22 protein-coding genes and 3 tRNA genes are annotated in these 22,412 nt (G+C 39.7%); 9 read left to right on the top strand and 16 right to left on the bottom strand.

Annotated elements, in window-relative coordinates; genetic code table 11:
* Positions 1 to 485 precede the first annotated feature (485 nt).
* The 10 genes from Q1A31_RS20195 to Q1A31_RS20150 all read right to left on the bottom strand — a co-directional run bounded on the left by Q1A31_RS20195 (position 486) and on the right by Q1A31_RS20150 (position 10,556).
* Positions 486 to 1,871, bottom strand: coding sequence for a tetratricopeptide repeat protein (locus Q1A31_RS20195; RefSeq protein WP_299881358.1), 1,386 nt, complete (start codon positions 1,869 to 1,871; stop codon positions 486 to 488).
* Positions 1,868 to 2,140: an accessory factor UbiK family protein gene (locus Q1A31_RS20190; protein WP_299881355.1), complete on the bottom strand. Its 273-nt coding sequence runs from the start codon at positions 2,138 to 2,140 to the stop codon at positions 1,868 to 1,870. Before Q1A31_RS20190 ends, Q1A31_RS20195 begins: the two co-directional genes overlap by 4 nt.
* Positions 2,141 to 2,183: 43 nt before the next feature.
* Entirely contained in the window at positions 2,184 to 2,930 is a 747-nt protein-coding gene (locus tag Q1A31_RS20185; protein WP_299881352.1) for a type II secretion system protein N, read from the bottom strand.
* Entirely contained in the window at positions 2,927 to 3,424 is a 498-nt protein-coding gene (gspM, locus tag Q1A31_RS20180; protein ID WP_299881347.1) for a type II secretion system protein GspM, read from the bottom strand. Before gspM ends, Q1A31_RS20185 begins: the two co-directional genes overlap by 4 nt.
* Positions 3,421 to 4,662 (bottom strand): type II secretion system protein GspL, encoded by a 1,242-nt coding sequence (gene gspL / locus Q1A31_RS20175; protein WP_299881344.1) that lies wholly within the window; start codon positions 4,660 to 4,662, stop codon positions 3,421 to 3,423. Before gspL ends, gspM begins: the two co-directional genes overlap by 4 nt.
* Positions 4,663 to 5,820 carry a type II secretion system minor pseudopilin GspK gene (gene gspK / locus Q1A31_RS20170; RefSeq protein ID WP_299881342.1) on the bottom strand — a complete coding sequence of 386 codons (1,158 nt, stop codon included), beginning with the start codon at positions 5,818 to 5,820 and terminating at the stop codon, positions 4,663 to 4,665.
* On the bottom strand, positions 5,820 to 7,742 hold the full coding sequence (locus Q1A31_RS20165) for a transglycosylase SLT domain-containing protein (RefSeq protein ID WP_299881339.1): 1,923 nt from the start codon (positions 7,740 to 7,742) through the stop codon (positions 5,820 to 5,822). The genes gspK and Q1A31_RS20165 overlap by 1 nt, the downstream gene beginning before the upstream one ends.
* Positions 7,743 to 8,014: 272 nt before the next feature.
* Positions 8,015 to 8,929, bottom strand: a complete 915-nt coding sequence (rsgA, locus tag Q1A31_RS20160; protein ID WP_299881335.1) for a ribosome small subunit-dependent GTPase A — start codon at positions 8,927 to 8,929, stop codon at positions 8,015 to 8,017.
* 27 nt (positions 8,930 to 8,956) lie between these two features.
* The gene (locus Q1A31_RS20155) at positions 8,957 to 9,277 is read right to left on the bottom strand and encodes a di-heme oxidoredictase family protein (RefSeq protein ID WP_299881332.1); all 321 of its coding nucleotides are present in this window, start codon (positions 9,275 to 9,277) and stop codon (positions 8,957 to 8,959) included.
* A gap of 37 nt (positions 9,278 to 9,314) precedes the next feature.
* On the bottom strand, positions 9,315 to 10,556 hold the full coding sequence (locus Q1A31_RS20150) for a M48 family metallopeptidase (protein ID WP_299881329.1): 1,242 nt from the start codon (positions 10,554 to 10,556) through the stop codon (positions 9,315 to 9,317).
* Between the two features lie 113 nt (positions 10,557 to 10,669).
* On the opposite strand from Q1A31_RS20150, the gene orn reads away from it, so the two are divergent.
* Positions 10,670 to 11,215, top strand: coding sequence for an oligoribonuclease (gene orn, locus Q1A31_RS20145; protein WP_299881326.1), 546 nt, complete (start codon positions 10,670 to 10,672; stop codon positions 11,213 to 11,215).
* 101 nt (positions 11,216 to 11,316) lie between these two features.
* Here orn and Q1A31_RS20140 read toward each other — a convergent pair whose 3' ends face one another.
* Together Q1A31_RS20140 and Q1A31_RS20135 are read right to left on the bottom strand one after the other, a co-directional pair.
* A complete protein-coding gene (locus Q1A31_RS20140) occupies positions 11,317 to 12,051 on the bottom strand; it encodes an LrgB family protein (protein WP_299881323.1) in 735 nt (244 codons plus the stop codon).
* 65 nt (positions 12,052 to 12,116) lie between these two features.
* A complete protein-coding gene (locus Q1A31_RS20135; RefSeq protein ID WP_299881320.1) occupies positions 12,117 to 12,521 on the bottom strand; it encodes a CidA/LrgA family protein in 405 nt (134 codons plus the stop codon).
* 233 nt (positions 12,522 to 12,754) lie between these two features.
* On the opposite strand from Q1A31_RS20135, the gene Q1A31_RS20130 reads away from it, so the two are divergent.
* On the top strand, positions 12,755 to 14,674 hold the full coding sequence (locus tag Q1A31_RS20130; protein WP_299881361.1) for an ATP-binding cassette domain-containing protein: 1,920 nt from the start codon (positions 12,755 to 12,757) through the stop codon (positions 14,672 to 14,674).
* 272 nt (positions 14,675 to 14,946) lie between these two features.
* Entirely contained in the window at positions 14,947 to 15,663 is a 717-nt protein-coding gene (locus Q1A31_RS20125) for a Bax inhibitor-1 family protein (RefSeq protein ID WP_299881317.1), read from the top strand.
* 120 nt (positions 15,664 to 15,783) lie between these two features.
* Here the strand turns inward: Q1A31_RS20125 and fabA are convergent, their stop codons facing one another.
* The 3 genes from fabA to Q1A31_RS20110 form a co-directional block, all read right to left on the bottom strand.
* On the bottom strand, positions 15,784 to 16,305 hold the full coding sequence (fabA, locus tag Q1A31_RS20120; protein ID WP_299881314.1) for a 3-hydroxyacyl-[acyl-carrier-protein] dehydratase FabA: 522 nt from the start codon (positions 16,303 to 16,305) through the stop codon (positions 15,784 to 15,786).
* A 149-nt stretch (positions 16,306 to 16,454) separates the two neighbouring features.
* Complete coding sequence (ubiA, locus tag Q1A31_RS20115; RefSeq protein WP_299881311.1) at positions 16,455 to 17,312, bottom strand: 4-hydroxybenzoate octaprenyltransferase; 858 nt, start codon at positions 17,310 to 17,312, stop codon at positions 16,455 to 16,457.
* Positions 17,313 to 17,369: 57 nt separating this feature from the next.
* Positions 17,370 to 17,696, bottom strand: a complete 327-nt coding sequence (locus Q1A31_RS20110) for a ferredoxin (RefSeq protein ID WP_299881308.1) — start codon at positions 17,694 to 17,696, stop codon at positions 17,370 to 17,372.
* A 107-nt stretch (positions 17,697 to 17,803) separates the two neighbouring features.
* On the opposite strand from Q1A31_RS20110, the gene Q1A31_RS20105 reads away from it, so the two are divergent.
* Positions 17,804 to 18,868 (top strand): DUF3549 family protein, encoded by a 1,065-nt coding sequence (locus Q1A31_RS20105; RefSeq protein ID WP_299881305.1) that lies wholly within the window; start codon positions 17,804 to 17,806, stop codon positions 18,866 to 18,868.
* A 128-nt stretch (positions 18,869 to 18,996) separates the two neighbouring features.
* Complete coding sequence (gene trmB, locus Q1A31_RS20100; RefSeq protein WP_299881302.1) at positions 18,997 to 19,680, top strand: tRNA (guanosine(46)-N7)-methyltransferase TrmB; 684 nt, start codon at positions 18,997 to 18,999, stop codon at positions 19,678 to 19,680.
* Between the two features lie 150 nt (positions 19,681 to 19,830).
* On the opposite strand, the gene Q1A31_RS20095 is transcribed toward trmB, so the two are convergent.
* Positions 19,831 to 21,156, bottom strand: a complete 1,326-nt coding sequence (locus tag Q1A31_RS20095; RefSeq protein WP_299881299.1) for a UDP-glucose/GDP-mannose dehydrogenase family protein — start codon at positions 21,154 to 21,156, stop codon at positions 19,831 to 19,833.
* Positions 21,157 to 21,491: 335 nt separating this feature from the next.
* Here Q1A31_RS20095 and Q1A31_RS20090 point away from each other — a divergent pair.
* The 4 genes from Q1A31_RS20090 to Q1A31_RS20075 all read left to right on the top strand — a co-directional run.
* Positions 21,492 to 21,575 (top strand) — tRNA-Tyr (locus tag Q1A31_RS20090).
* 68 nt (positions 21,576 to 21,643) lie between these two features.
* Positions 21,644 to 21,717 (top strand) — tRNA-Gly (locus tag Q1A31_RS20085).
* 66 nt (positions 21,718 to 21,783) lie between these two features.
* Positions 21,784 to 21,859: transfer RNA gene (locus Q1A31_RS20080), tRNA-Thr, on the top strand.
* A gap of 80 nt (positions 21,860 to 21,939) precedes the next feature.
* On the top strand, positions 21,940 to 22,412 hold a 473-nt coding region (locus Q1A31_RS20075; protein WP_299881296.1), incomplete at its 3' end, for a GTP-binding protein.

Here is a 22,412-nt window from a genome sequence, read left to right as displayed (position 1 = left end):
TCTAAGAGGGCTAGTCTTCATACGCCCTTCTAGGGCGAACACAAAACCACGTTCTTAGAACGTGGATTTTTACTTTAAAACCTCCTAAAAGTAGGGGGGTGACCTTTCAATATTAATCTTACTATTCTAGCTAAGCGATATCCTCACAAGCAATGATGGTGCTTCTTTTTAGTCTTAAAAAATGAATGTATTCGGGAGTTGTGATTTGCTATTAAGTAACACTGACTCTCTTATTTTTACTTTAATCGTTAGTGATATCTTATTAGAGTAATATTTAACTATAGTTTGGATTTGTCTTGGATAGCTGGTTCAGTTTTCTAATTAGGAAAAATTTTGTACTAATTTTATATAAAGAAGAGATAAAAAAAAGTCTGTTTTTCTTATAATTATTTAGAATTCTTAATCGAGAATAACCCCCTACTTTTCACACAAAGTGCCTAAAAGTAGGGGGGTGTTACTTATTTAGATGATTACTTGAAAGTTGCTTATAGGCCTCTTTGCTTAAGCATCGCTAATGCTTGTTTTGCTTTAGGGCTTCCGTGTTTAGCAGCTTTCTGGAACCATTGTTTCGCAGTACCGATGTTCTTTTTGGTGCCATATCCATTCGCATACATCGCACCAACACTATATTCAGCGGCAGGAAGTCCCTGAGCAGCAGCTTTCTTATACCAGTTTAATGCCTGACTATGATTTTTCCCAACACCTACGCCATCAACATAGAGGTCACCCATAAAATACTGAGAAACAGGTAGGCCTTTTTTAGCGGCTTTACTAAACCAGTTGAAAGCGGCTTTTTCATTCTTTGCAGTCCCCATTCCCTGTAGATAAATAAGACCAAGGTTATGTGAGGCTAGAGCTACCCCTTTTGCAGAGGCTTTTTTGTACCAATTAATCGCCTGCCCCATATTCTTTTTAGTGCCAAGTCCCTGAGCATACATAGATGCAACATCATATTGAGCATCACGATTCCCCTTTTTGGCTGCAATATTTACATATTTAAAAGCTTGTCCTGGATTCTTTTTAGTTCCTATACCGTTGGCATAAAGCACGCCTAATAAGTAAGTAGCACCCGTTGCTCCAGAACGTTGTGCCATTCTTACGTAATTAAATCCTTTCGCTGGGTTTTTCTTTACTCCAACGCCTTTTACGTAACGCTCACCCAGCATTAACTGGACGTTTGTGACGCCTTTGTTTGCTGCCTGTTCATAATATTTAATAGCAGTAGGTAAATGCTTTTTAACGCCTTCGCCATTCTCATACATGATCCCTAAGCTGGTAAAAGCATCAGGGATTCCTGCTTTTGAGGCTAGATTGTAATATTTGAAAGCTTGTTTGAGATCCTTTCTTGTTCCTTGGCCAGTAGCGTATAGAGATCCGAGTAGATATTGAGATCCTGGATGTCCTTTGTCAGCTGATTTTTTAAACCATCCAAAGGCCGTTTGCGGGTTTTTCCTTTGACCTTGGCCTAATAGGAATAATTGTCCCAGGACGTACTGCCCTGCTGGGTCGCCTCGTTTTGCGTAGCCTGATGCTATTTGATATACCTTGGCGTAATTTTTAGCTTTATAAGCGCGCTGTAATTCAGTATTCGCATTATTAGCAATACCGGGATTTGTTCTTTGATTGTTATTTGCTTGTTTAGGGCGTATTGGCTGTTGTTGCTGAGCTTGTTTAGCTGGAGCCTGGCGGCCGCCGGCAGCTATACCAGGGGCGCCAGCACCATGTCTGTGACCAACACCTTGAGCAGGAAGAGGGTGATTATGGGCTCTACCCGCATGGGTATGGGGTTGAGCTTGTAGCAATGATAGAGGGGCTGCTATAGGTGCCGTAAATAATGTTACAAGAAAAACTGAATTGAATATTCTTCTCATTTTTTATTCTCCATTTTAGATTCGATATGAGAAGCTGATTCTAAATTTGAAACAACTTTTTCCAGTGCTTCTAGCTTTTCTCTTGTTCTTAATAAAACCGCTCGTTGAATATCAAACTCTTCTCTAGTCACCAGATTCATCTTGCGTAATCCGCTTTCAAGAGTCGATTTCATGTTTTCTTCGATATCAGATTGTAGGTTTTGCAATGAGCTCGGCATAAATCCAGCAAGTTTTTTTGCTAAATCATCAATTTGGTTAGGTTTGTTCATGTTATTTTCTCAAAAATAAATATTACAGCGTTAACAATAATTGTTAACGTTTAATAAATGGTGAAAGATCACCTGTGGTTTTTATTAATACACTATCATTAGATTGCTTTTGCCCAGCAAGGTTCAACATGGCTGCAATCCCTGGCTCGTCTGATTTAGCTACAATATTCGTGTTGTAAGTCCAGTCTTTAATCAGCTTGATATCACCACTCAAATCTACAGGCGCCTCATTGGAGCTCAGTTTGATGTCTAAATCGCCAGAGGAAGGTGACAGGATGGCTTTGTAGTTACCTGGTTTTAAAGTAATAGGAGAACTTAATGCGCCATCCTTCCAGTCAATAATGCCTTTAATTTGAGGAACTTCATTCTCACTAATAACTGCGTCTGTTATATCTCCCGTGAAATTCCCTGCAAGTTTTGCATTGGTTTGAATTTTATTGATATATGAAGAACTGATGTCAAATTTTGTATTATCAAGAGAAAGTTTCTTATTGATACCAAGTCCGGCAAAACCATCCGCACTGAGTTCGTTTCCACTAATTTTAAAGTGAGTTTTTAGTTTGAGTGAGATAAGGCTTTGCAAAGGTTGAACTTTCCAGGTTACTTCTCCCAGAGAGTTCTTGTTTAGTTTTAATTGTGTCGCTTTGCCGTTCCAAACCGTTCCGCTGGTTGAACCCAGCGTTAATCCAGCTACGGCTTTTTCAATATAAGGTTGCGCAAAGCTCAAAGGTAATAACCAAAGCGCTGCTAACAGAAAAGCACTGAGGCCAAAAAATATAATCTTCTTCATGACTTGGTGATTCTTTTGATGGTTAGTCTGAAATCAGCTAGCCCTGCATCTTTTTTGCTTTTATCGATAGACATATTGTCGATTACTAAGGTATGTTTATTTTCGATTTCATATAAGAAACGCATAACTCTGTCAGCGTTCGCATCTTTCAAAATTAGTCTGACTCCATTGCTACCCTGAGATTGCATACGTTCCAAAGATTTTTTTAGTCTCCATGTCTGCAATGATCTTTCTATGAGTTGTTGTGGGTTTTGATTGCTATTCGAAGTAGGTGTTTTGATATTTTGTTGTTGTAATTGTTTAATCTCAATACTTTGTTTTTGCATGGTTGCAAGTTTGTTCTCTTGCTGTTGAATCAAGGTGTTGAGTCGCAAATGTTTTGTATACATTGGCTTAACGGCAAGTAACCATAACAGAATCAATGATACTGCAATTGAACCGTAAATAACGAGTAGGCGTTCTCTTTGGGAGAGTGAGTTATACCAGTTTTTCATGTATTACCCGCCATTGAGTTATTTGATAGGTAATCTTTAGCAGTGGAATTCACTAAAGGCGTAATAATGAGTGTCGCTTCAACTTTATTAGAAGTTGTAGTTGATGATTTTATATCTACTTTCAGCTTTACTTTTTCAGCAGCATCTCGTTTAAAGGTTTCTAAGCGAGTCAGTGACGGAGATTGCATGGTCAGGGTTAATTCATTTTCTTTGTAGTTGATTTCGCTTAAGGTGACATCCTTGTATTCTTTTAGCAAAGGGCTGATATCAGAGATTAGTGGTAATGGCGAATCCACAACTCTTCCTGCGTTAGCTTTGAGTTTATCTAAAGCAGATTTCATTTGCACAGAAGCATCAACAATTCTTCCGTCAGGGAAAGATGATTTATACACTTGCCCAATCTTCTGGTTGAGCAATTTGCTTTGTTGCTGTAATGAATTGTTTTGCCAAACAAAAACACCGGCCCATACTGCTGTAAGTAATCCTGCCAAAACAAAGGAAGGTCGCCATACATTCCAGTTGATAGTTGATTTGTTGGTTTGACGTGAAAAATTAGTAATTAAATTCAAAGGTAAAGCACTTAATATGCTTTGGTAATCAATAGTATTCGTATCTATTGCTTCAAAATCCAGACCTTTCAGGAATTCAGGAAGAGTAAGCTTGTCTCTATTGGCATAGATCTTTTTAGGCTGATTGCTTTTGAATGGTTTCTCTAAGAACATCTCAAGCATAGGTTCATCGCAAACGAAGCCTTCAAATTCTGTGAGCCTGACATTCACATCATGTTGTTCACTATTAAAAAGAAGCGACCATGAATCTTTGCGGTAAAACTGTCCTAAAGTTTCAGGTAAAACAAAATGCGCTGTAATACCATGTTCCTGAAAAGTATCTAGGTATTTTTCGAAGGTAGACCGTTTAATAATTGCAACTTGCGAGTGATTGCTAGCCTCATCCTGCTTTACTGCAAAATGTAGGTTTTCAATATCATCTGCAAGGGAATCCTCTAACGAAAAAGGAATTGCTTGTAAAAGCTGTTTTTTGTTTTTACTAGGGATATTTACCGAAGTTATGACTACGTCACTTGCAGGGACTAATGCTAAAACTCTTCTGCCGCGTGTTAATGAGCGGATGTGTTTCCAATCACTTGTTGTGAAACTGTTGGAAGTTTGTTTTTTGCCTAAAAGTGCATATTCAGGAGCGATACCTGATGCTTTTAATTTTATAACCAGTAACTGCATTTAATTGATAGCTTTCGTAATGGATTGAGGGTTACTAAAGTCGCGCATTATGACAGAAACCTTACCGTTTTTCCGTTCTAAAATAGAATTTATAAATATTCGAGTATTATTTATTTCTACTCGTCCCTCAAGATAGAAAAAATTGCTTTTAACATCCAATTGGTCTGGATCAATATCGCCATCAGGGTTGCTTTCTGTTTTTAAGACATTGCTCACAATACTGGATTCTAAGAAATCATTGATCTTTTCAAATGGGGTTTCTTTAACGAGTTCTATGAGTTCATCTGCTTTGTCAGGCGTTAAACCTATGGCAAGTAGCACGGGTTTTTCTGCAGTGTTTATATTTATAGGAGTCTCTAATGCCTTATTGGTTTTATCAACGATGGGTAGCGTAGTGGTATTTTTAGCGAGTTTTTTATATATATCTTCTTTCATTTCTTTTAACAGTCTTAATTCAGTTAAACTAATTAACTCAGTATCGGCACTGTAATAAGCGGGTTCCTGAGTTTGATAATAGGGGCTTTCTGCGCCATTACCACTACCATCGCCGCCTTTCTCCTTATTTCCATTATCTTGGTCATCATCTATCCAGTCTTTAAGGACATCCGTAAAGTTTTCTGGTGGCCCCATCTCCTGATCAGGGTCAACTTCAAGTGTCATTAGGTTGATAAGTCTTTGGCGAGTGATTTCTGCTGGATATACATATATGTCCTTTCCCTTCTCAACTTCTATATTTTTTGTTAAATTATCGACATACTCTTCTTCTGTCATAGATTTGTTTGTATTTGTTGATGATAACGAGGCTGTTATTTGTTTCTTCGATCTATTTAAAGAATTTAAATTTATCCGAGCTTGAAGATCATATAACTTACCCTGCATTATCCCCCCAGTGATAGGCAAGGTAATACCACTTTCAGAATACCAATCATCTGCTACAGAATCATAATCTGGATGATCCTCAAAACTCTTTTCCAGTATCGTACCTGCCCAGTCTTCCATGCCGTTTGAATACAGATAAGCTTGCTCAAAGTGTCCAATATTACTCGATAATCGTATCTGGATTTGCTGGCGATACATAATCATTCCGGCTAGTGATACCGCAATGCTGGTAATGATCATCGCTGTAATTAGCGCAATACCTTTCTGCTGTTTAGGCATTAGTTTGGTCCAACTGCCTGCAATCGTTTTGATAGACGTTGATTAGCGTTATTTCTGGCATGTAATTTATAATCATAGATAGTAGTATATGACATCACTGCGCGAACATAATTCCGTGTTTCTTCAAACGGAATGCTTTCAATCCAGCGAGGTGCTGAAATGTGCTTATTGGGAGTCCAGCGAGGGATTCTTCCTGGGCCAGCATTATAGCTGGCGGTTGCTTTCACATAGTTGCCTTTAAAGCGTTTGAGCATTTGACTTAAGTAAGCTGCACCTAAGTTTGCATTTTTTTCAGGTACAAATAAATCAGAAGTTCGATGAGAGCGAATGCCTAATTTTCTTGCGACGTTTTTTGCGGTTGCCGGTAAAATTTGCATTAAGCCCTTGGCATTAGCACTGGATACAATTTGCGGGTCAAAGGCACTCTCTCTGCGCATAATGCCATATACCCAGGCAGGTATAATGCCATGTTTACGGGCTGATTGAGAAACAAGCGATTGGTATTCCATGGGAAACCGTAATCCAGTTTGATTCCAGTCTTTTGTTTGAGAGACCGTAATAATCGCTAAAAATGGCTGATTAATTTCTAGCGCATATGCTGCAGCGGTTAACTTGTCCTGTTTATTTAATTTCTTCAAGGTCCACAACCATTCTTTTTTTGCCAGTTTGGGTTTGCCGATTGTGTAGAGTTCGGTTGCTCTTTGCATAGATGGCATATTTGCGATTCGAGGTGTTAGCTGAGACCAGTTTTCTGTTGGCTTTATCTGTGCGGAGTAAGGTCTTCTCAATTCATCGGCGGCTAAAAAACCATAGAATGAGGCGTTTTTTGCCACAGGTAATAATTGTTGATGAGTATTTTTCTCACCTAAACGCTTTCCTGTTTGTGCTCTCCAATATCTCCACCTGTCTTTGGTTTTAGTTTCAGCAGGCATGCTATCAATTGCGCTACGCAGTTTTCTCCAGTCACCTTGACGTAATGCCATTCGTGCTGTCCAGATAGTTGCCTCTTCACTACGAAGGTTGGCAGGGATGGCAGCAAGCTTTTGTAATGCGTAAGGGTTGTGATTCAATGCTTCGCGTACACCGATATAGCTCTCAACATCGGCTTTAAGTTTTGTCGAAAAAGTATGCGATCGTTGAAATTTATTCCATTGGCTTCTCGCTGTTTCTGTGTTTTTTCTAGCTAATCTCTTTATGCCATAAGCAATTAATTGAGTGCTTCGACCATCTTTGTTTTTTAATCTTTTATTTTTGAGATTCTTAAGCGGGTGCTTGCGTAAATTAATCCATAGGCTTACGAGACTTGGTTCGTTTAAGTATTTACTTAACGCTCTTGCCAGCCCCGTTTTTCCTTTGTCCATTGCCAGCGTAATTCGTTGCCAGGCTCTACTGTCATTGACTAATCCTTTACGCACTAAAAGAGCAAATAAAGGGTCGCAAACTTTTGGGCGACTATTTGCTGAAAGCCATATTTTTAATGCTTCGTTTTGAACCGCTGCTGATGGTCTAATATGCATCGAAGCTTCAGCATTAACGCATCTTGCTTTAATGCCGCCTTGGTCTTTTTTATAGAACTTAAGAATCTGTCCCCATTGTTGTTGCTGTGACAGTTTTATCAATAACTCGGTATTAATATCATCGGATAACCATGAAGGTGGGTTTTGATGGATAAAATTGAGTAAAGACTGGTTGCTACTGGTTTTTATATTTTGTTTTAGACGTTCATAATCAAGGTAAGGGTGAAGCATATAACCTTTTAAATGAGAGCTATCGTAAAGCTGACCTTTGTGTAATTTGTCATAAGCCTCATGAAAATCATTGACCTGTTTCTGGTTAGTATAAGCAAAAGAATTGTGCGATAAGAATAGCAAAAAAACTATTCCTAACAATAGCTTGTAAATAATCTTAAGTGCCGATTTCATAATCAGTATATTTTCCCCTGAACCCCTTTGATCACAGTCACCCATTAAAAAAAAGAGGCTAAAAGTGGGGGGGTGTCTTTTTTGTTGATGTTGTTATATGTACTAGTTTAAATAATAAACTATGGATTACAAAGAGCCCAATCCCCATAAATACCATATACCATTGTTCATAATATAACTAATAGCTTCTTTTTAAAGGTTTTATTTGCGAATTACAATGTTTTTATCGCAACTATATTGCTGTGACTTTTTGTAAAATTAGTTCTTTGCGTCTAACTGTTTGAGTTCTCTTTTAGAGTATGTAACGCATCGATATAACGAAGATATCTTTCTTTGCTTATTTCATTGTTTTCAACGGCTGTTCTTACTGCGCAGCGTGGTTCATGATCGTGAGTGCAATTATGGAAGCGACACTGATTCTGGTATTGTCCAAATTCTATATAGCCATCAGCCAGTTCCTGGTCGCTAATGTCTGCTAGTGCGTAATCTCTAACACCCGGAGAGTCGATTAAATACCCATTATTTTCAAGATGATACAGGTCAGCAGTAGTTGTGGTGTGCTTACCTTCACCTGAGTCTGAAATAATACCAACGGCAATATCTGATTCAGGCAAGATGCGATTAGCGATGGATGATTTACCCACCCCAGATCGACCACTGAAAATACTGGTCTTGTCATCCATTAATTGCTTAAGTTGCTCTATACCTTCACCAGTATGTGCATTTAGTTGAATGACCGTGTAGCCAATTTCTTCGTAAGTTTTCATCGCCTGCCAATCAGCTTCAGTAGCATGTGCTTCTGCCAAGTCACTCTTATTCATCACGATTATTGCTTCTGCTTTAAGTTGATGTGCCGCAATTAAATAACGATCGACTAGATCCCAGGATGTTTCAGGAAGCCAAGAGTTAACGATCACTAGCTGATCAATATTAGCTGCAATGGTTCGAGGGCGCCCACGATAACCAGGTCTTGTTAGAGCATTAGTCCTGGGGAGCAAGTCATCAACAGAGGCATTTCCATGTTCATTATGGTGCCAGGTAATGAAGTCGCCACATACAATGCTATCGAATTTACGTTTGGCAGTGCAGCGTACGTGAGGTGTATCGGGATTATTTTTAGTGTTTTCTACTAGAAGTTCGGCCCCGAAGCGGGTTACTACCCGTCCGGTATTCACTTCTGCTTTCAAGATTTATACATCATTTTATAAGTATTGTTAAAACTTGTAATACTGCTGGTTAAGATAAGCAGTCACATCATGTATTTCATCGTCAAACCAGTTAGTGTTGAGATTAGAATCACAACGTCTAACTTGAGCTTCTAGTGCTGCCAGGCTGGTTACTTTCCTATCTGGTTTTGTGTAAACACTGGTTGTATGGCACTGATTACACTTTGATTGAGTAAATAATTTTTGACCGTTAGCAGCATTGCCTTGGGCCATTGCTGTAGTTGAAATTAGCAAGCCTGCAAAAGACGCCAATACTGTTTTAGTTATTATCTTAGTTGTCTTTGAAAATGATGTCTTTGAAAAATTCATGTCAATCTCCGTTTTCCTTATTGCCTTACTTTTCTATTTATCCTGCTTGTTTCAAGTGCGCAATGCGAATTGATGCAGGTGGGTGAGAATCATAAAATGCCGAATATAAAGGATCTGGCGTTAATGTTCCCGCGTTCTTTTTATATAGACCAACCAGTGCACTGATAAGTTCCGCAGAATCAGATTGTTGGGCGGCAAAGCTATCTGCTTCGAATTCATGTTTGCGCGACCAGCGTGACATAATCGGTCCAATAAAGAAAGTGAAAGCAGGGCTGACAAGAATAAATAATACCAGTGCCATATAAGTCGATGATTGAGATACGCCAAGTGCGTTATAAAACCATTGCTGTTGCATCAGCCATGCGAGTACTGCAAAGCCAACTAAAGTCATTGTCATCGAAACAATCATACCTTTAAGAACGTGCTTATGTTTGAAATGGCCTAACTCATGCGCAAGTACTGCCTCAACTTGTGTTGGGGTCAGGTGTTTAAGCAAAGTATCAAAGAAAACAATTCGTTTAGTCTTACCAAAGCCAGTGAAATAAGCGTTACCATGACTTGAGCGTTTAGAGCCATCCATCACGAATACACCATCTGAATTAAAGCCCGTACGTTCTAGTAGAGTAGTAATGCGATTAAGCACTTCACCTTCTTCCAAAGGTTTAAATTTATTAAAGATAGGTGCAATAAATTTAGGGTAGGCCCACATCATTAGAATAGAAAAAGCAGTCAGTGCAACCCACGCATAGAGCCACCATAAACTACCAGCGGATTCCATTAGCCATAAAACCAGCATAATTAGCGGGATACCAATGACAACTGATAATGCAGCACCTTTGAACATATCGATGAAAAATACCTTTATCGTGGATTTGTTGAAACCAAATTTTTCTTCAATCACAAAAGTACTATATAAAGAGGTTGGAATATCAATAAGACTTGAGATCAAAGAGAAGCCGATAATAACCGCTACGCCAGTGGTTAAAGGCCCCCAATTATATGAGCGAATAGCGTTATCTAGGATTTCAAGACCACCACCCAACGTCCAGAGTAGTAATACAACAGCGCTTAAAATCAGGTTGAAACGCCCAAAGCTTCCTTTTGAACGAGTGTAATCGGCTGCTTTTTGGTGTTCTTCCAATGTGATTTTGTCTGCGAACTCTTCAGGGACCGCAGATCGATGCTGCGCAACGTGTTTAGCATTCCTTAAGGATAGCCATAATTGCACTCCCGTAGTGATTATAAGAAGTGCTAGAAAAATAAAAGTAAATATATGCATAGTTCTATAAAATAAGGCTCAGTTTTTTTAATTCAACGTTAACATCAATGTTAATTGAAACATAAATATCAACATAATTAATATCAATTTAATTCAACCGAGCATTATACCCTATGAGCCAAGACAAGAATAATTTGATTTGGATTGACCTGGAAATGACAGGACTAGATACTTTCAATGACGTCATTATCGAAATCGCTACTGTTGTAACAGATAAAGACCTGAATAAACTTGCTGAAGGGCCAGTGATTGCAATTCACCAGCCTGATGGTGTTTTAGAAGGTATGGATGAATGGAATCAATCGCATCACGGTAGCTCTGGTTTAGTTAAGAGAGTCAAAGAAAGCAGTTTTTCTGCGGCACAGGCGGAAGCTGAAACCATCTCATTTTTAGAGCAATATGTACCCAAAGGTGCTTCGCCGATGTGTGGTAACAGTATCTGTCAGGATAGACGCTTTATGGCGCGCGAAATGCCAATTCTTGAAGACTACTTTCATTATCGTAATCTTGATGTGAGTACATTAAAGGAGCTTGCGGCACGCTGGAAGCCCGAAGTACTAGATCAGCTGACCAAGAAGGGCGCGCACTTAGCACTGGACGATATTTTAGATTCAATTGCAGAATTACAGTTTTATAGAAAAGCGATTCTGTCTATTTAGAAAGCAATTCAATTAGAGTTTTTAAAAAGCATTTATAAACAAGCGCCTATAAAGCAAGTGCCAATAAAAAAGCGCCTAAAAGTAGGGGGGGGACTTAATAATCATCCGCTTACTATTAGAAATGCTTTAACCAGCCACGGCAGCAATAATGCATTTAATAGCGCTGCCAAAGCCATGGATAAACCTGCGAAAGCGCCCATGGTGGTGTTTAAAGTAAATGCTCTTGCCGTTCCAATACCGTGAGAGCTATTGCCGATAGCGATACCTTTTACACTATTGTCTTTAATATTTAATAGATTTAAATACTGCGTTCCTATTACCGCACCAATGATGCCCGTCAACACTGCAAGTACTGCCGTTAATGAGGGTATTCCACCGATTTTTTCTGCGATACCCATAGCAACAGGGGCGGTTACAGAACGTGCCGATAATGAAATTTGAGTGGCTAAATCTGCACCTAATAACTTGGCAATAAACAATACCGAAATCGTGCCTACTACAATGCCTGTAACCATCGAAAGGATAATGGGGATAAACAATCGTTTTACTTGAGCAAACTGCTGGAATAACGGAATTGCTAAAGCAACGGTAACAGGACCTAGTAAAAAGTGAATGAATTGCGCCCCTTCAAAGTAGGTTGCGTATTCCGTATCAGTGATTTCTAACATCAAAATCAATAAAACTACCGATACTAATACTGTATTGGTTAATGGGTGAGTGCCTGTTTTACGGTGAAGTGTATAAGCTATTAAATAGGCCACTAAGGTTATGGTTAAACCTGTTAATGGAGAGGTTGATAAGTATACCCAGAGTGTCTGTAGATCAGTGTTTTCCATATTTCGAATCTTGCTTAAAAGTAATAGATTTATTGTTGGTTTGTATTGGCGATTTATTAGTTTTTTTAAGTGCTATCTTTTGTCTTTTTATCGAAATAACGCATCAAAAATTTCATACTCAATGCAGTTGTGCCCATCGTAATCAAAACACCTAAAAATAACGCTACGGTGATAGGTAGCCATTCTTCTTCTAAACGATGAAAGTGAACCATTACACCAACACCAGCTGGCACAAATAGCAGAGAAAGGTGATTTAATAAAGCTAGGGATGATTGTTCCAGAGATTCAGGAGCAGGGAGTTTAAGTTTTCCCATGATTACTAACAAGATAAGCAGATATAGCAAGCCAGCAACAGGTCCAGGGACAGGCAAATCAAGAATGCGAACACTGACTTCGCCCAAAAGTTGGAATATCAAAAGTGCAGTAATGCCGAATAGGAATTCTATTCCGCTAGATTTGTTGGCTTTCATGATGGTTCTCTATTAATTTGTGATTGCTGAGTTTTATCGCGCTGTAACTGACAAAATATCCTTATTGATCGTTATTTAACAGAATTTTATTTTTTTTCGTAGAGACCATTATCCATCTTCATTCACTAGCAAAAGACTCTTAAAAAAATTCTACTTCTAATGCGGTAAAAACTCGCTAAAAGTGGGGGGGTGTGTTTTTATATTCCACTTTTAGTAACAACCTCAATAATTCAATGATTGTACTCTCTGATGTCACCCTAAGGCGTGGTCCGCAAAAACTCTTATCCGATGTTTCAATCAGCATACATCCAGGCTACAAAGTTGGTTTGACGGGAGCAAATGGCACCGGTAAATCCAGCCTTTTTGCCATGTTGCGCGGCGAGTTAGGTCAGGATGAAGGTGCTGTAAGCATTCCGCCAAATTGGGTAGTCGCCCACGTTGCACAGGAAACGCCTTCAACAACTATTTCAGCCTTGGAATATGCTTTACAAGGTGATACCGAGTACATCAATCTACATAAACAACTAGAAAATGCAGAAGGTGCTTTGCTTGGCGAACTTCATGGTCGCTTAGATGCGATTGATGGATACACTACCGAGAGTCGTGCAGCAACTTTACTGCATGGTTTAGGGTTTTCCCAAGAGCAAATTAATAACCCCGTTGATAGTTTTTCTGGCGGTTGGAGGATGCGTTTAAATCTGGCGCAGGCGCTAATGTGTCGCTCTGATTTATTGCTACTCGATGAGCCAACTAACCACTTGGATTTGGATGCGGTTATTTGGCTGCAAAGCTGGTTGATACAATATGATGGAACCTTGATATTAATTTCGCATGATAGAGAATTTCTCGACGCAGTGGTCAAACATGTCGCCCATATCGAGCACGCGAAGTTAACTTTATATACAGGAAATTATACGGCGTTTGAGAAAATTCGTGCAGAACGCTTAGCGCAACAGCAAAGCGCGTATGAAAAGCAACAGCGTGAAAAAGCGCACATGCAAAAATATGTGGATCGTTTTCGCGCTCAGGCAACTAAGGCAAAGCAAGCACAAAGTCGCTTGAAAGCTTTGGGCAGAATGGAAGAGATATCTGCCGCACAAGTGGATTCACCATTCCATTTTAAGTTTTTTGACCCCGAAAAATTACCAGAGCGTCTACTCAATGTAGTGAATGCATCGATCGGTTATGGGGACAATATCATTGTTAATAACGTGAAAATGCAATTGATGCCGGGACAGAGAATCGGTTTGATAGGTCCAAATGGCGCGGGTAAATCGACATTAATTAAGTATCTGGCAGGTGAACTTCAGTCGATAGCGACAGAGACCTCCAGTGATAAAGAAGATGAGTCTTGGAAAGCGCAAGATTTGAAAATAGGCTATTTTGCCCAGCATCAACTTGAACAATTAAGAGTTGATTTAAGCGCTCTACAACAACTTCGAGCATTAGATAAAGAAGCCAGAGAACAGGACTTACGTAATTACTTGGGTGGTTTTGGTTTTAAAGGCGAAAGAGTCGATGAGCCAGTCGCACCATTTTCAGGTGGTGAAAAAGCACGTTTGGTACTGGCATTGCTGGTTTACCAAAAACCTAATTTACTGCTATTAGATGAGCCGACCAATCATTTGGATTTACAAATGCGTCATGCCTTAAGTGTTGCTTTGCAGGGTTTTGCAGGGGCAATGGTGATTGTTTCTCATGATCGTCACTTGCTGAAGACGGTAACGGATGAATTGGTGATTGTTCATGACGGCAAGGCAGAAGAGTTTGACGGTGATTTGGATGACTACGCTAAATTCATCAATGAAGCGACAAGTCTAGATAATAACCAGAGTAATAACGGCCAGGAAGAATCTGAAAAGGGCTTGTCCAAAAAAGAACAGCGTCAATTAGAAGCGCAGCGCCGTAAACAGTTACAACCGTTGTTGAACCAATTGAAAAAAGCAGAAAAACAACTTGATGATCTTTCAATAAAGCAAAGCGAACTTGAAAAACAGCTGTCTGACCCCGATATTTACTTAGAAGAAAACAAACAAAAGCTGAAAAGTCTGGTATTGGAGAAGAGTGAGCTGGATAAAAAATTAGAAACTGTTGAAATGCAGTGGATGGAAATTAGCGAAGAGTATGAAAGTGCGGCGGCGCTTATTACTTAATTTTTCTAGTTCGTGACTTTTTAATGAATGCATAAGTCAAATATTTAGAATGTTATTAAAATCACCCTATAAAAAACCTGCTTAAAGTAGAGGGGTGACTTACATCATAGTCTTACGTGGCTAAAAATGCGGTTAAAAATAACCTATCGTTTGTCTGTCTATTGATAGAACTTTTAAAGTTTATGATAGACTAATAGAGTGTTGATATTAAACATGATCTACGTTTTAAATTATCAAACACGTAGATCTACTTTTATTTTACGGAGAAAAGAATGAGTCAGTTAGATATGAGTACGGGCCAGATTGTTGCAAATGCAGCAGAAAGCGAACGTGCTAATTTTATTAAACGTACATATGTACATTTAGCCGGCGCAATTGCTGCGTTTGCAGTAATAGAAACACTATTAATCAAGTCTGGTGTAGCGCTTTCTTTTATGGGTATGCTTTCAGGCAGTAAGTGGAGCTGGTTAATCGTTTTAGGTGCATTTATGTTGGTGTCTACCGTTGCGAATAACTGGGCGCATTCTGGGATTTCTCGCGAAAAGCAATACATGGGCTTAGGTCTATTCGTTATTGCTGAAGCGATTATCTTTATGCCGCTAATTTACATGGCATTAGTTAGAGCACCTGATGGGCATCTTTTGCAAAACGCTGCAATCGTTACTGCTGCATTAGTTGCTGGTTTAACATTCACTGCATTTTCTACCAAAATTAACTTCTCGTTTATGGGTCGTTTCTTGATGATTGGTGGTTTTGTTGCAATGGGCTTAATCCTGGCGAGCATTATGTTCGGCTTCTCTCTAGGGCTTTGGTTTTCAGGTGGAATGATTCTATTTGCTGCGGCTTCTGTACTTTACAGTACTTCAAATATCATTCATGAGTACCATACTGAGCAGCACGTAGCGGCTTCGCTATCATTGTTCTCAAGTGTAGGTCTATTGTTCTGGTACATCCTACAATTCTTCATGAGCATGGGTGGTGATGATTAAGTTATCATTCTAGGTCGTAAGCTTTCTAGCTTATGACTTGTAAGAAATTAGATGTAAAAAAAAGCCCGTGATTCGAGAGAATCACGGGCTTTTTAGTGTCTGAATTTAGTTGGGTTTAACCTAGAAATTTTCTGTTGAAGTGAATAGACCAACTTTCAAATCTTTTGCTGTATAGATTTCTTTGCCGTCTACTTCCATGGTTGCATTCGCAACACCCATAACCAATTTGCGTTGAATCAGGCGAGAGATATCGATTTTATATGTCACTTTCTTGGCATCAGGAAGGACCTGTCCAGTGAATTTTACTTCTCCTGCACCCAATGCTCGGCCACGTCCAGGGCTTCCAGACCAGCATAGGAAGAAACCAACGAGCTGCCACATAGCGTCAAGGCCAAGACAACCAGGCATTACTGGGTCGCCTTTAAAGTGACAATCAAAAAACCAAAGATCTGGGTTGATGTCGAGTTCTGCTATGATCTGACCTTTACCGAATTCACCGCCATCAGAATTGATTTCAACAATACGATCTGCCATTAGCATTGGTGGCGCTGGCAAGCGGGCGTTTTCTGGGCCGAATAATTCGCCGTTTCCGCTTTTAATGAGATCTTCGTAGCTGTATGAACTTTTTCTTTCTGTATCCATCGTGTGAATCCTGATTCTGTAATTTGAGTCTAGTAGTTAAAAATGTAAAGAATGGCGATATTACTTGATATTAGGGGCTTCGACTAGTTTAAATAGTTTGACCTTCTTGCCGATGTTAAGTGCTTGTTTTAAAACTATTCGGATTTTAACTAAGCATAATCAATAGCAATGCCGATAAATATAACCATACCAAGCCAGTTATTATTAAGAAATGCCGTTAAACACTTCTGTGGTTCTCTATATTTGGTAAGCGTTTGCTGATAGACGATAAAACCACAAGCCAGCAGAATGCTTGTATAAAACGCAGGGCCACGCTGAGTCATAATACCTACGACAGTTATAATGATTAAAGCCAGTAACTGTAATGTGGCAATAATAAAGTTATCGTATTTGCCGAAAAGGATAGCCGTTGATTTAACGCCTATTTCTAAATCATCCTCTTTATCGACCATGCCATATTGGGTGTCATAGGCAGTTGTCCAAAGTAGTGCTGCAATATACAAAAGCCAGGCTTCTGCAGGAGGAAGAATGCCAGTTACGGCTGTATACGCCATTGGAATAGACCATGAGAATGCTGCGCCAAGGTGCACTTGCGGGAAGTGGTGGTAGCGTTTCATAAATGGGTAGCTAGCTGCTAAAGCAACAGCGACAACAGAAAGCATGATGGTTAATGTGTTGAGTTGTAACGCTATCAAAAAAGCAACAAGACAAAGCGCAACGAAAACACTCAGTGCTTCATTAGCACTAATTTTACCGCTTGTTAACGGACGGTTTTTGGTGCGTGCGACATGCAAATCAATGTCACGATCCGCGTAATCATTAATAGCACAACCAGCGGAGCGCATCAGAAAAACACCCAGGCTAAAAATAATCAATAGTTTGAAATCTGGAATTCCTTCAGAGGCTATCCATAAAGCCCATAAAGTTGGCCAGAGTAATAAATACGTGCCAATCGGGCGATCGAAACGAATTAACTCTGCGTAGAGTTTTAATTTCTCGCTATTCATTTATTGATGAGTCTTTGGTAAATGTTGATAGTAGAGTGAAAATTTGAAAAGCGTTTATCAGCACGGAGACTCGTTATCGAGTAATAAGCGTTCTACTTTGTTACCTTTCAATAGGTGTTCTTCAATTATCTCGTCGATGTCATCTTTGTCAACAAAGGTGTACCAGGTCTCATCTGGGTAAACCACAATGACCGGCCCAAGCTCGCAACGGTTTAAACAGCCTGCCGAATTAACTCTTACTTCACCTCTGCTAACCAAGCCTAATTCTTTGCTGCGCTTTTTCATGTAATCACGCATCTCTTGTGCATTGTATTGCGCACAACATTGGCTACCGTCTTCGCGGTCATTGGTGCAGAAAAAAACGTGATTTTTATAATATGACATAGTTAATAGATGAACTTAGTTAACACACTGGTTACAGTGTTAGTTGAAGAATGCTTGTAAGATGTGCGATTATGCCCGATTTTTCTAGTTCTGAGAAATGCTAAACGATGGAAAAGTTCGACAGTATTACTGATTTTTTGAAAACTGAGGATTTTAATTATCGCGTATATGATATGGGGCGTAAGGTTTGCCCGATTTCAAATGAAGATTTTGAGCAGATAGAAAAGCAGAAACAACTTTTCCCTTACCCTTTTCAGCAGAAGGCGTGGCTGGCTTTATTGTTTTGGCCAAAAAATAAGGAAGATCAAGCTGTCATCTGGTTTTTACAGTTTCCTATAGATGAGTTGGGTTATTTAAAACAACTTTCTCGTGATGCTTTTTTAATCGACTTGCTTGAGCAAACCGGAAAAAATATTCAGGCGAAACAACAGGGTAATGATGTTGAGGATGGCTTGGGTGAATCTCCTTTTGCGTTTAAGCCTCGTGAAGATCGGCTTTCCATGTTTCACGCGTTGGCAACTGTCGAATTGGGGCAGGAGCCGTCGCAACATTATCAATACGCACATGATTATCTGTTGCCAAAAGATCAAGGTGGTCCGGGATACGAGCAATGGCAGTTTCTAGGTCTGCAAGGAATTGCCGATGTAATTGCTAGATTAAGTGAAGATAATAATGTTGCTTTGCTGGCAAGTGCAGTTGCTGACATGCCGTCCACACCCTTACAGAGTTTTGCTCATAGTCTGGAAAATACCGTTTTTGAGAAGGCCTTATTCGATTCGATTTTGGTCAGATTAAGAGCAGAACTGGATAGTGGTGAAGATGTTGTGCTGATTGCCGCGTTAATTCGCGCAATTTCTTCACAGGCTTTAGATGCTGAAAAAACTAAAATACTGTCGGAAATATTGCAGTCTCCACTAGCAAAGGAAATAGAAGTTATCGCTGCTATTTCTGGGCGATCGTGGGCGGATTTAGAAAATAAAGAACTAATGGCTTTGTTTGTGGAAAAGTTAGCGACACAAGAACAAATGGCATTTAATGCGATACTCGCTGATTTAATTATGATTCCGGGTATGCGTGACTTAATATTGGCGAGTATGAGAAGTGAGAATCGTTCGCCTGAACTGGCTCAGCGTTTCGGGGTTTTTATGCAAGCCATCAGCGCGAAAGCTTAGTATTCTCAAGTTATTGCATCATACGAAGTAACTAACGCCAATAAAAAACACGCTAAAAGTAGGGGGGTGACCTCTATTTATTGATTAGATGTGTGTAATCAGAAGATACAGATAAAAGAGAGATTATAGTGACTGATAAGTTTATGCGCCCCGTGCGCAGTTTTGTTCTACGTCAAGGCCGATTAACCAGAGGGCAGGATGATGCTTTGCAGAATATCTGGCCTATCTTTGGGATTGAGCGTGGTGATTCGGCGTTAGATATCGATAATCTATTTGAATCTAAAGCGCCCGTTACGTTGGAAATTGGATTTGGTGACGGCGTATCTTTGGCGACAATGGCAGAAAATGCGCCAGACAAAAACTTCATCGGCATTGAAGTGCACAAGCCTGGTGTGGGACGTTTATTGCATTTAATCGATGAAAAGAAACTCACCAATGTGCGTGTCATGGATGATGATGCGGTGCAAATTATCAAAAACAGAATTCCTGAAGCCTCTCTAGATCGAGTACAGTTATTCTTTCCAGATCCCTGGCATAAGAAACGTCATAATAAGCGACGTATTGTCCAAGACGATTTTGTTTCCTTAATAGCGAGTCGTTTAAAGCCAGGTGGTGTTTTTCATCTGGCTACAGATTGGGAGCCATATGCTGAGCACATGGCAGAAGTGATGGAGGCATCAGCTGATTTCAGCTCTATGGCGGATACACCTTACTCAGCAAAACCAGAAGAGCGTCCAACGACAAAATTTGAAACGCGTGGTATAAAACTAGGTCATGGCGTTTGGGATTTGCTTTATAAAAAACAGGGTTAAATTTCTCGCTGATCCTGCTAATTAGATCTGTTGTTTAATAAGCGCCTTACTTGTTGTTAAAAAAGTGCCTCAAAGTGGGGAGGTGTCTTTAAATTTAATCAAAGACTATTTATTGTTAGCAGACCATTTTTGATGGTCGTTAATTTGCTTTTATTCTCCCCGTCCAATGCCATAGTAAGTAATACCTAGATCTTTCATATGATCTGGTTTGTAGAGGTTTCTTCCGTCTATAATGACAGGGTCGTTAAGTGTGCTGATGATCTTGTTGAAATCAGGTGATCGAAACTCTTGCCATTCGGTGGGGATGACTAGCGCGTCTGCCCCTTCCAATGCTTCTTCTGCGCTATTGCAAATCGTTAATGCTTCTTTGTCGCCATAGAGTTCTTCACATGCTTTATTGGAAGCTGGATCGTAAGCTCTTACCTTTGCTCCAATATTCCATAACTGCCTCATTAATACACGGCTGGCTGCACCTCTCATATCAGCTGAGTCGGGTTTAAATGATAAGCCCCATATTGCGATAGTTTTATCTTTTAAAGATTCGCCGTAATGTTTGGTGAGTTTTTCAAACAGTTTTTCTTTTTGTCGATAATTTACGGCTTCTACTGCATTTAGTAATTCTGCAATATAGCCTTGGTCTTCGGTGCAATGAGCAAGTGCTCTTACATCTTTTGGGAAGCGTGATCCGCCGTAACCACAGCCGGGATAGATGAAATGATAGCCGATTCTTGGGTCAGAGCCGATACCAATACGAACTTGCTCTATATCAGCACCAAGAATTTCGGAAATGTTTGAAAGCTCGTTCATAAAGCTAACTTTGGTGGCTAATAATGCATTGGCTGCGTATTTGGTTAATTCTGCAGAGCGAATGTCCATGGCAACAATACGATCACGATTATGGTTAAAAGGTGAGAATAGTTCGCGCATGAGTTCTATGGTGCGAGGATTGTCTGAACCAATAATAATTCTATCTGGTTTCATAAAGTCATCTATCGCGACGCCGGTCTTCAGGAACTCGGGGTTTGATATCATGTCAAATTCAAGTTTCTCACCTCTTTCGCATAGTGTGTTACTGATAATTTCTTTAACCTTGTCTGAGGTCCCAACAGGTGCTGTAGATTTACTGATTATGATGCGATAGCTATGCATGTTATCTGCAATAGACTTTGCAACTGTCAGTATATTTTGAGTATCGCAATTACCTAAATCTTCAGAGGGGACATTGACCGCTATGAAAAGATATAAACCATGTTCTACACCTTCAGCTGCAGATGTCGTAAATTTTAATCTTCCTGCTTTGATGTTTTCATCTAGTAATTTTTGAAGGCCTGGTTCGTGAATATTGGTTTTGCCTTTGGATAGTCTTCTTATTTTTTCTTCATCAATATCTACACATAAAACATCATTGCCGACTTGGGCCATACAGGCTCCTGTGATAAGTCCGACATAACCAGCACCATAAATTGTTATTTTCATATTGGTTTACTTAGCCTTGTAGTAAGTAGTTTGAATTAAATAGTTTAATAGTACCTTATTGTAAATATTTTTCTATATTAGGGTGATGTAAAGGCTGTGTTGGTTCATAGGTTAATTAAAAGGGTTAAGTCAGAGATATATGTTGAGCTTGGTATATGTGGAATTAAAATTAAGGAGTTAAATAAAGAAATATATATGTTGTTTTTTAGGCTATTTTTAGTTGTTTATATGGAAAACGAGTTAAGGTGTAAATTAAACTTAAAAAACATCAAAATAAATGTATTTAGAAGGTTGACACTGCCTTGGCTTTGCCTCAGAATTGCCCGCTTGATTTTGGAGGGGTTCCCGAGCGGCCAAAGGGATCAGATTGTAAATCTGACGCGTAAGCTTCGGTGGTTCGAATCCACCCCCCTCCACCATTAGTTTTTTTATTCAAAGATAGTTCAAGAGTAAGTGCTCTTTTGAGTCTTTGAGTGAGTTAAAAGATGCGGATGTCGTATAGTGGTAATACCTCAGCCTTCCAAGCTGATGCTGCGGGTTCGATTCCCGCCATCCGCTCCACATTGAGTTAAATGATTTGCGGTGTTGTGGGCTATAATTGCACAAATTCCTGTAGTTCGTTGATGTGCTCATATAGCTCAGTCGGTAGAGCGCGTCCTTGGTAAGGACGAGGTCACCGGTTCAATTCCGGTTATGAGCTCCAAGTTTATTGCTGTTGTTATGTTTTGTAATGATAGTGGAAGATTTTTAATATTATTAGATTTTAGAGAAGGGTGATTCACCATGTCCAAAGAAAAATTTGAACGTAATAAGCCCCATGTAAACGTGGGCACAATTGGTCACGTCGACCACGGTAAAACCACGCTAACTGCTGCGCTTACAAAAGTAATGGCAGAGAAGATGGGTGGTGAAGTTAAAGCATTCGATGAAATCGATAATGCTCCAGAAGAAAAGGCGCGTGGTATAACTATCGCTACTTCTCATGTTGAGTATGAATCAGATGTGCGTCACTACGCACACGTAGATTGTCCTGGTCATGCTGATTATGTGAAGAACATGATTACTGGTGCGGCTCAGATGGATGGCGCTATACTTGTTGTATCTGCAGCAGACGGCCCAATGCCACAAACTCGTGAGCACATCTTGTTGTCACGTCAGGTTGGTGTTCCGTATATCGTGGTATTCCTAAACAAAGCTGATATGGTAGATGATGAAGAGCTACTAGAGCTTGTTGAGATGGAAGTGCGTGAGCTTCT

Source organism: uncultured Cocleimonas sp., assembly GCF_947495625.1.
Classification (GTDB): Bacteria; Pseudomonadota; Gammaproteobacteria; order Thiotrichales; family Thiotrichaceae; genus Cocleimonas.
The sequence above is the reverse complement of the archived record's forward strand: the minus strand, read 5'-3'. Positions and strand labels throughout refer to the sequence as shown.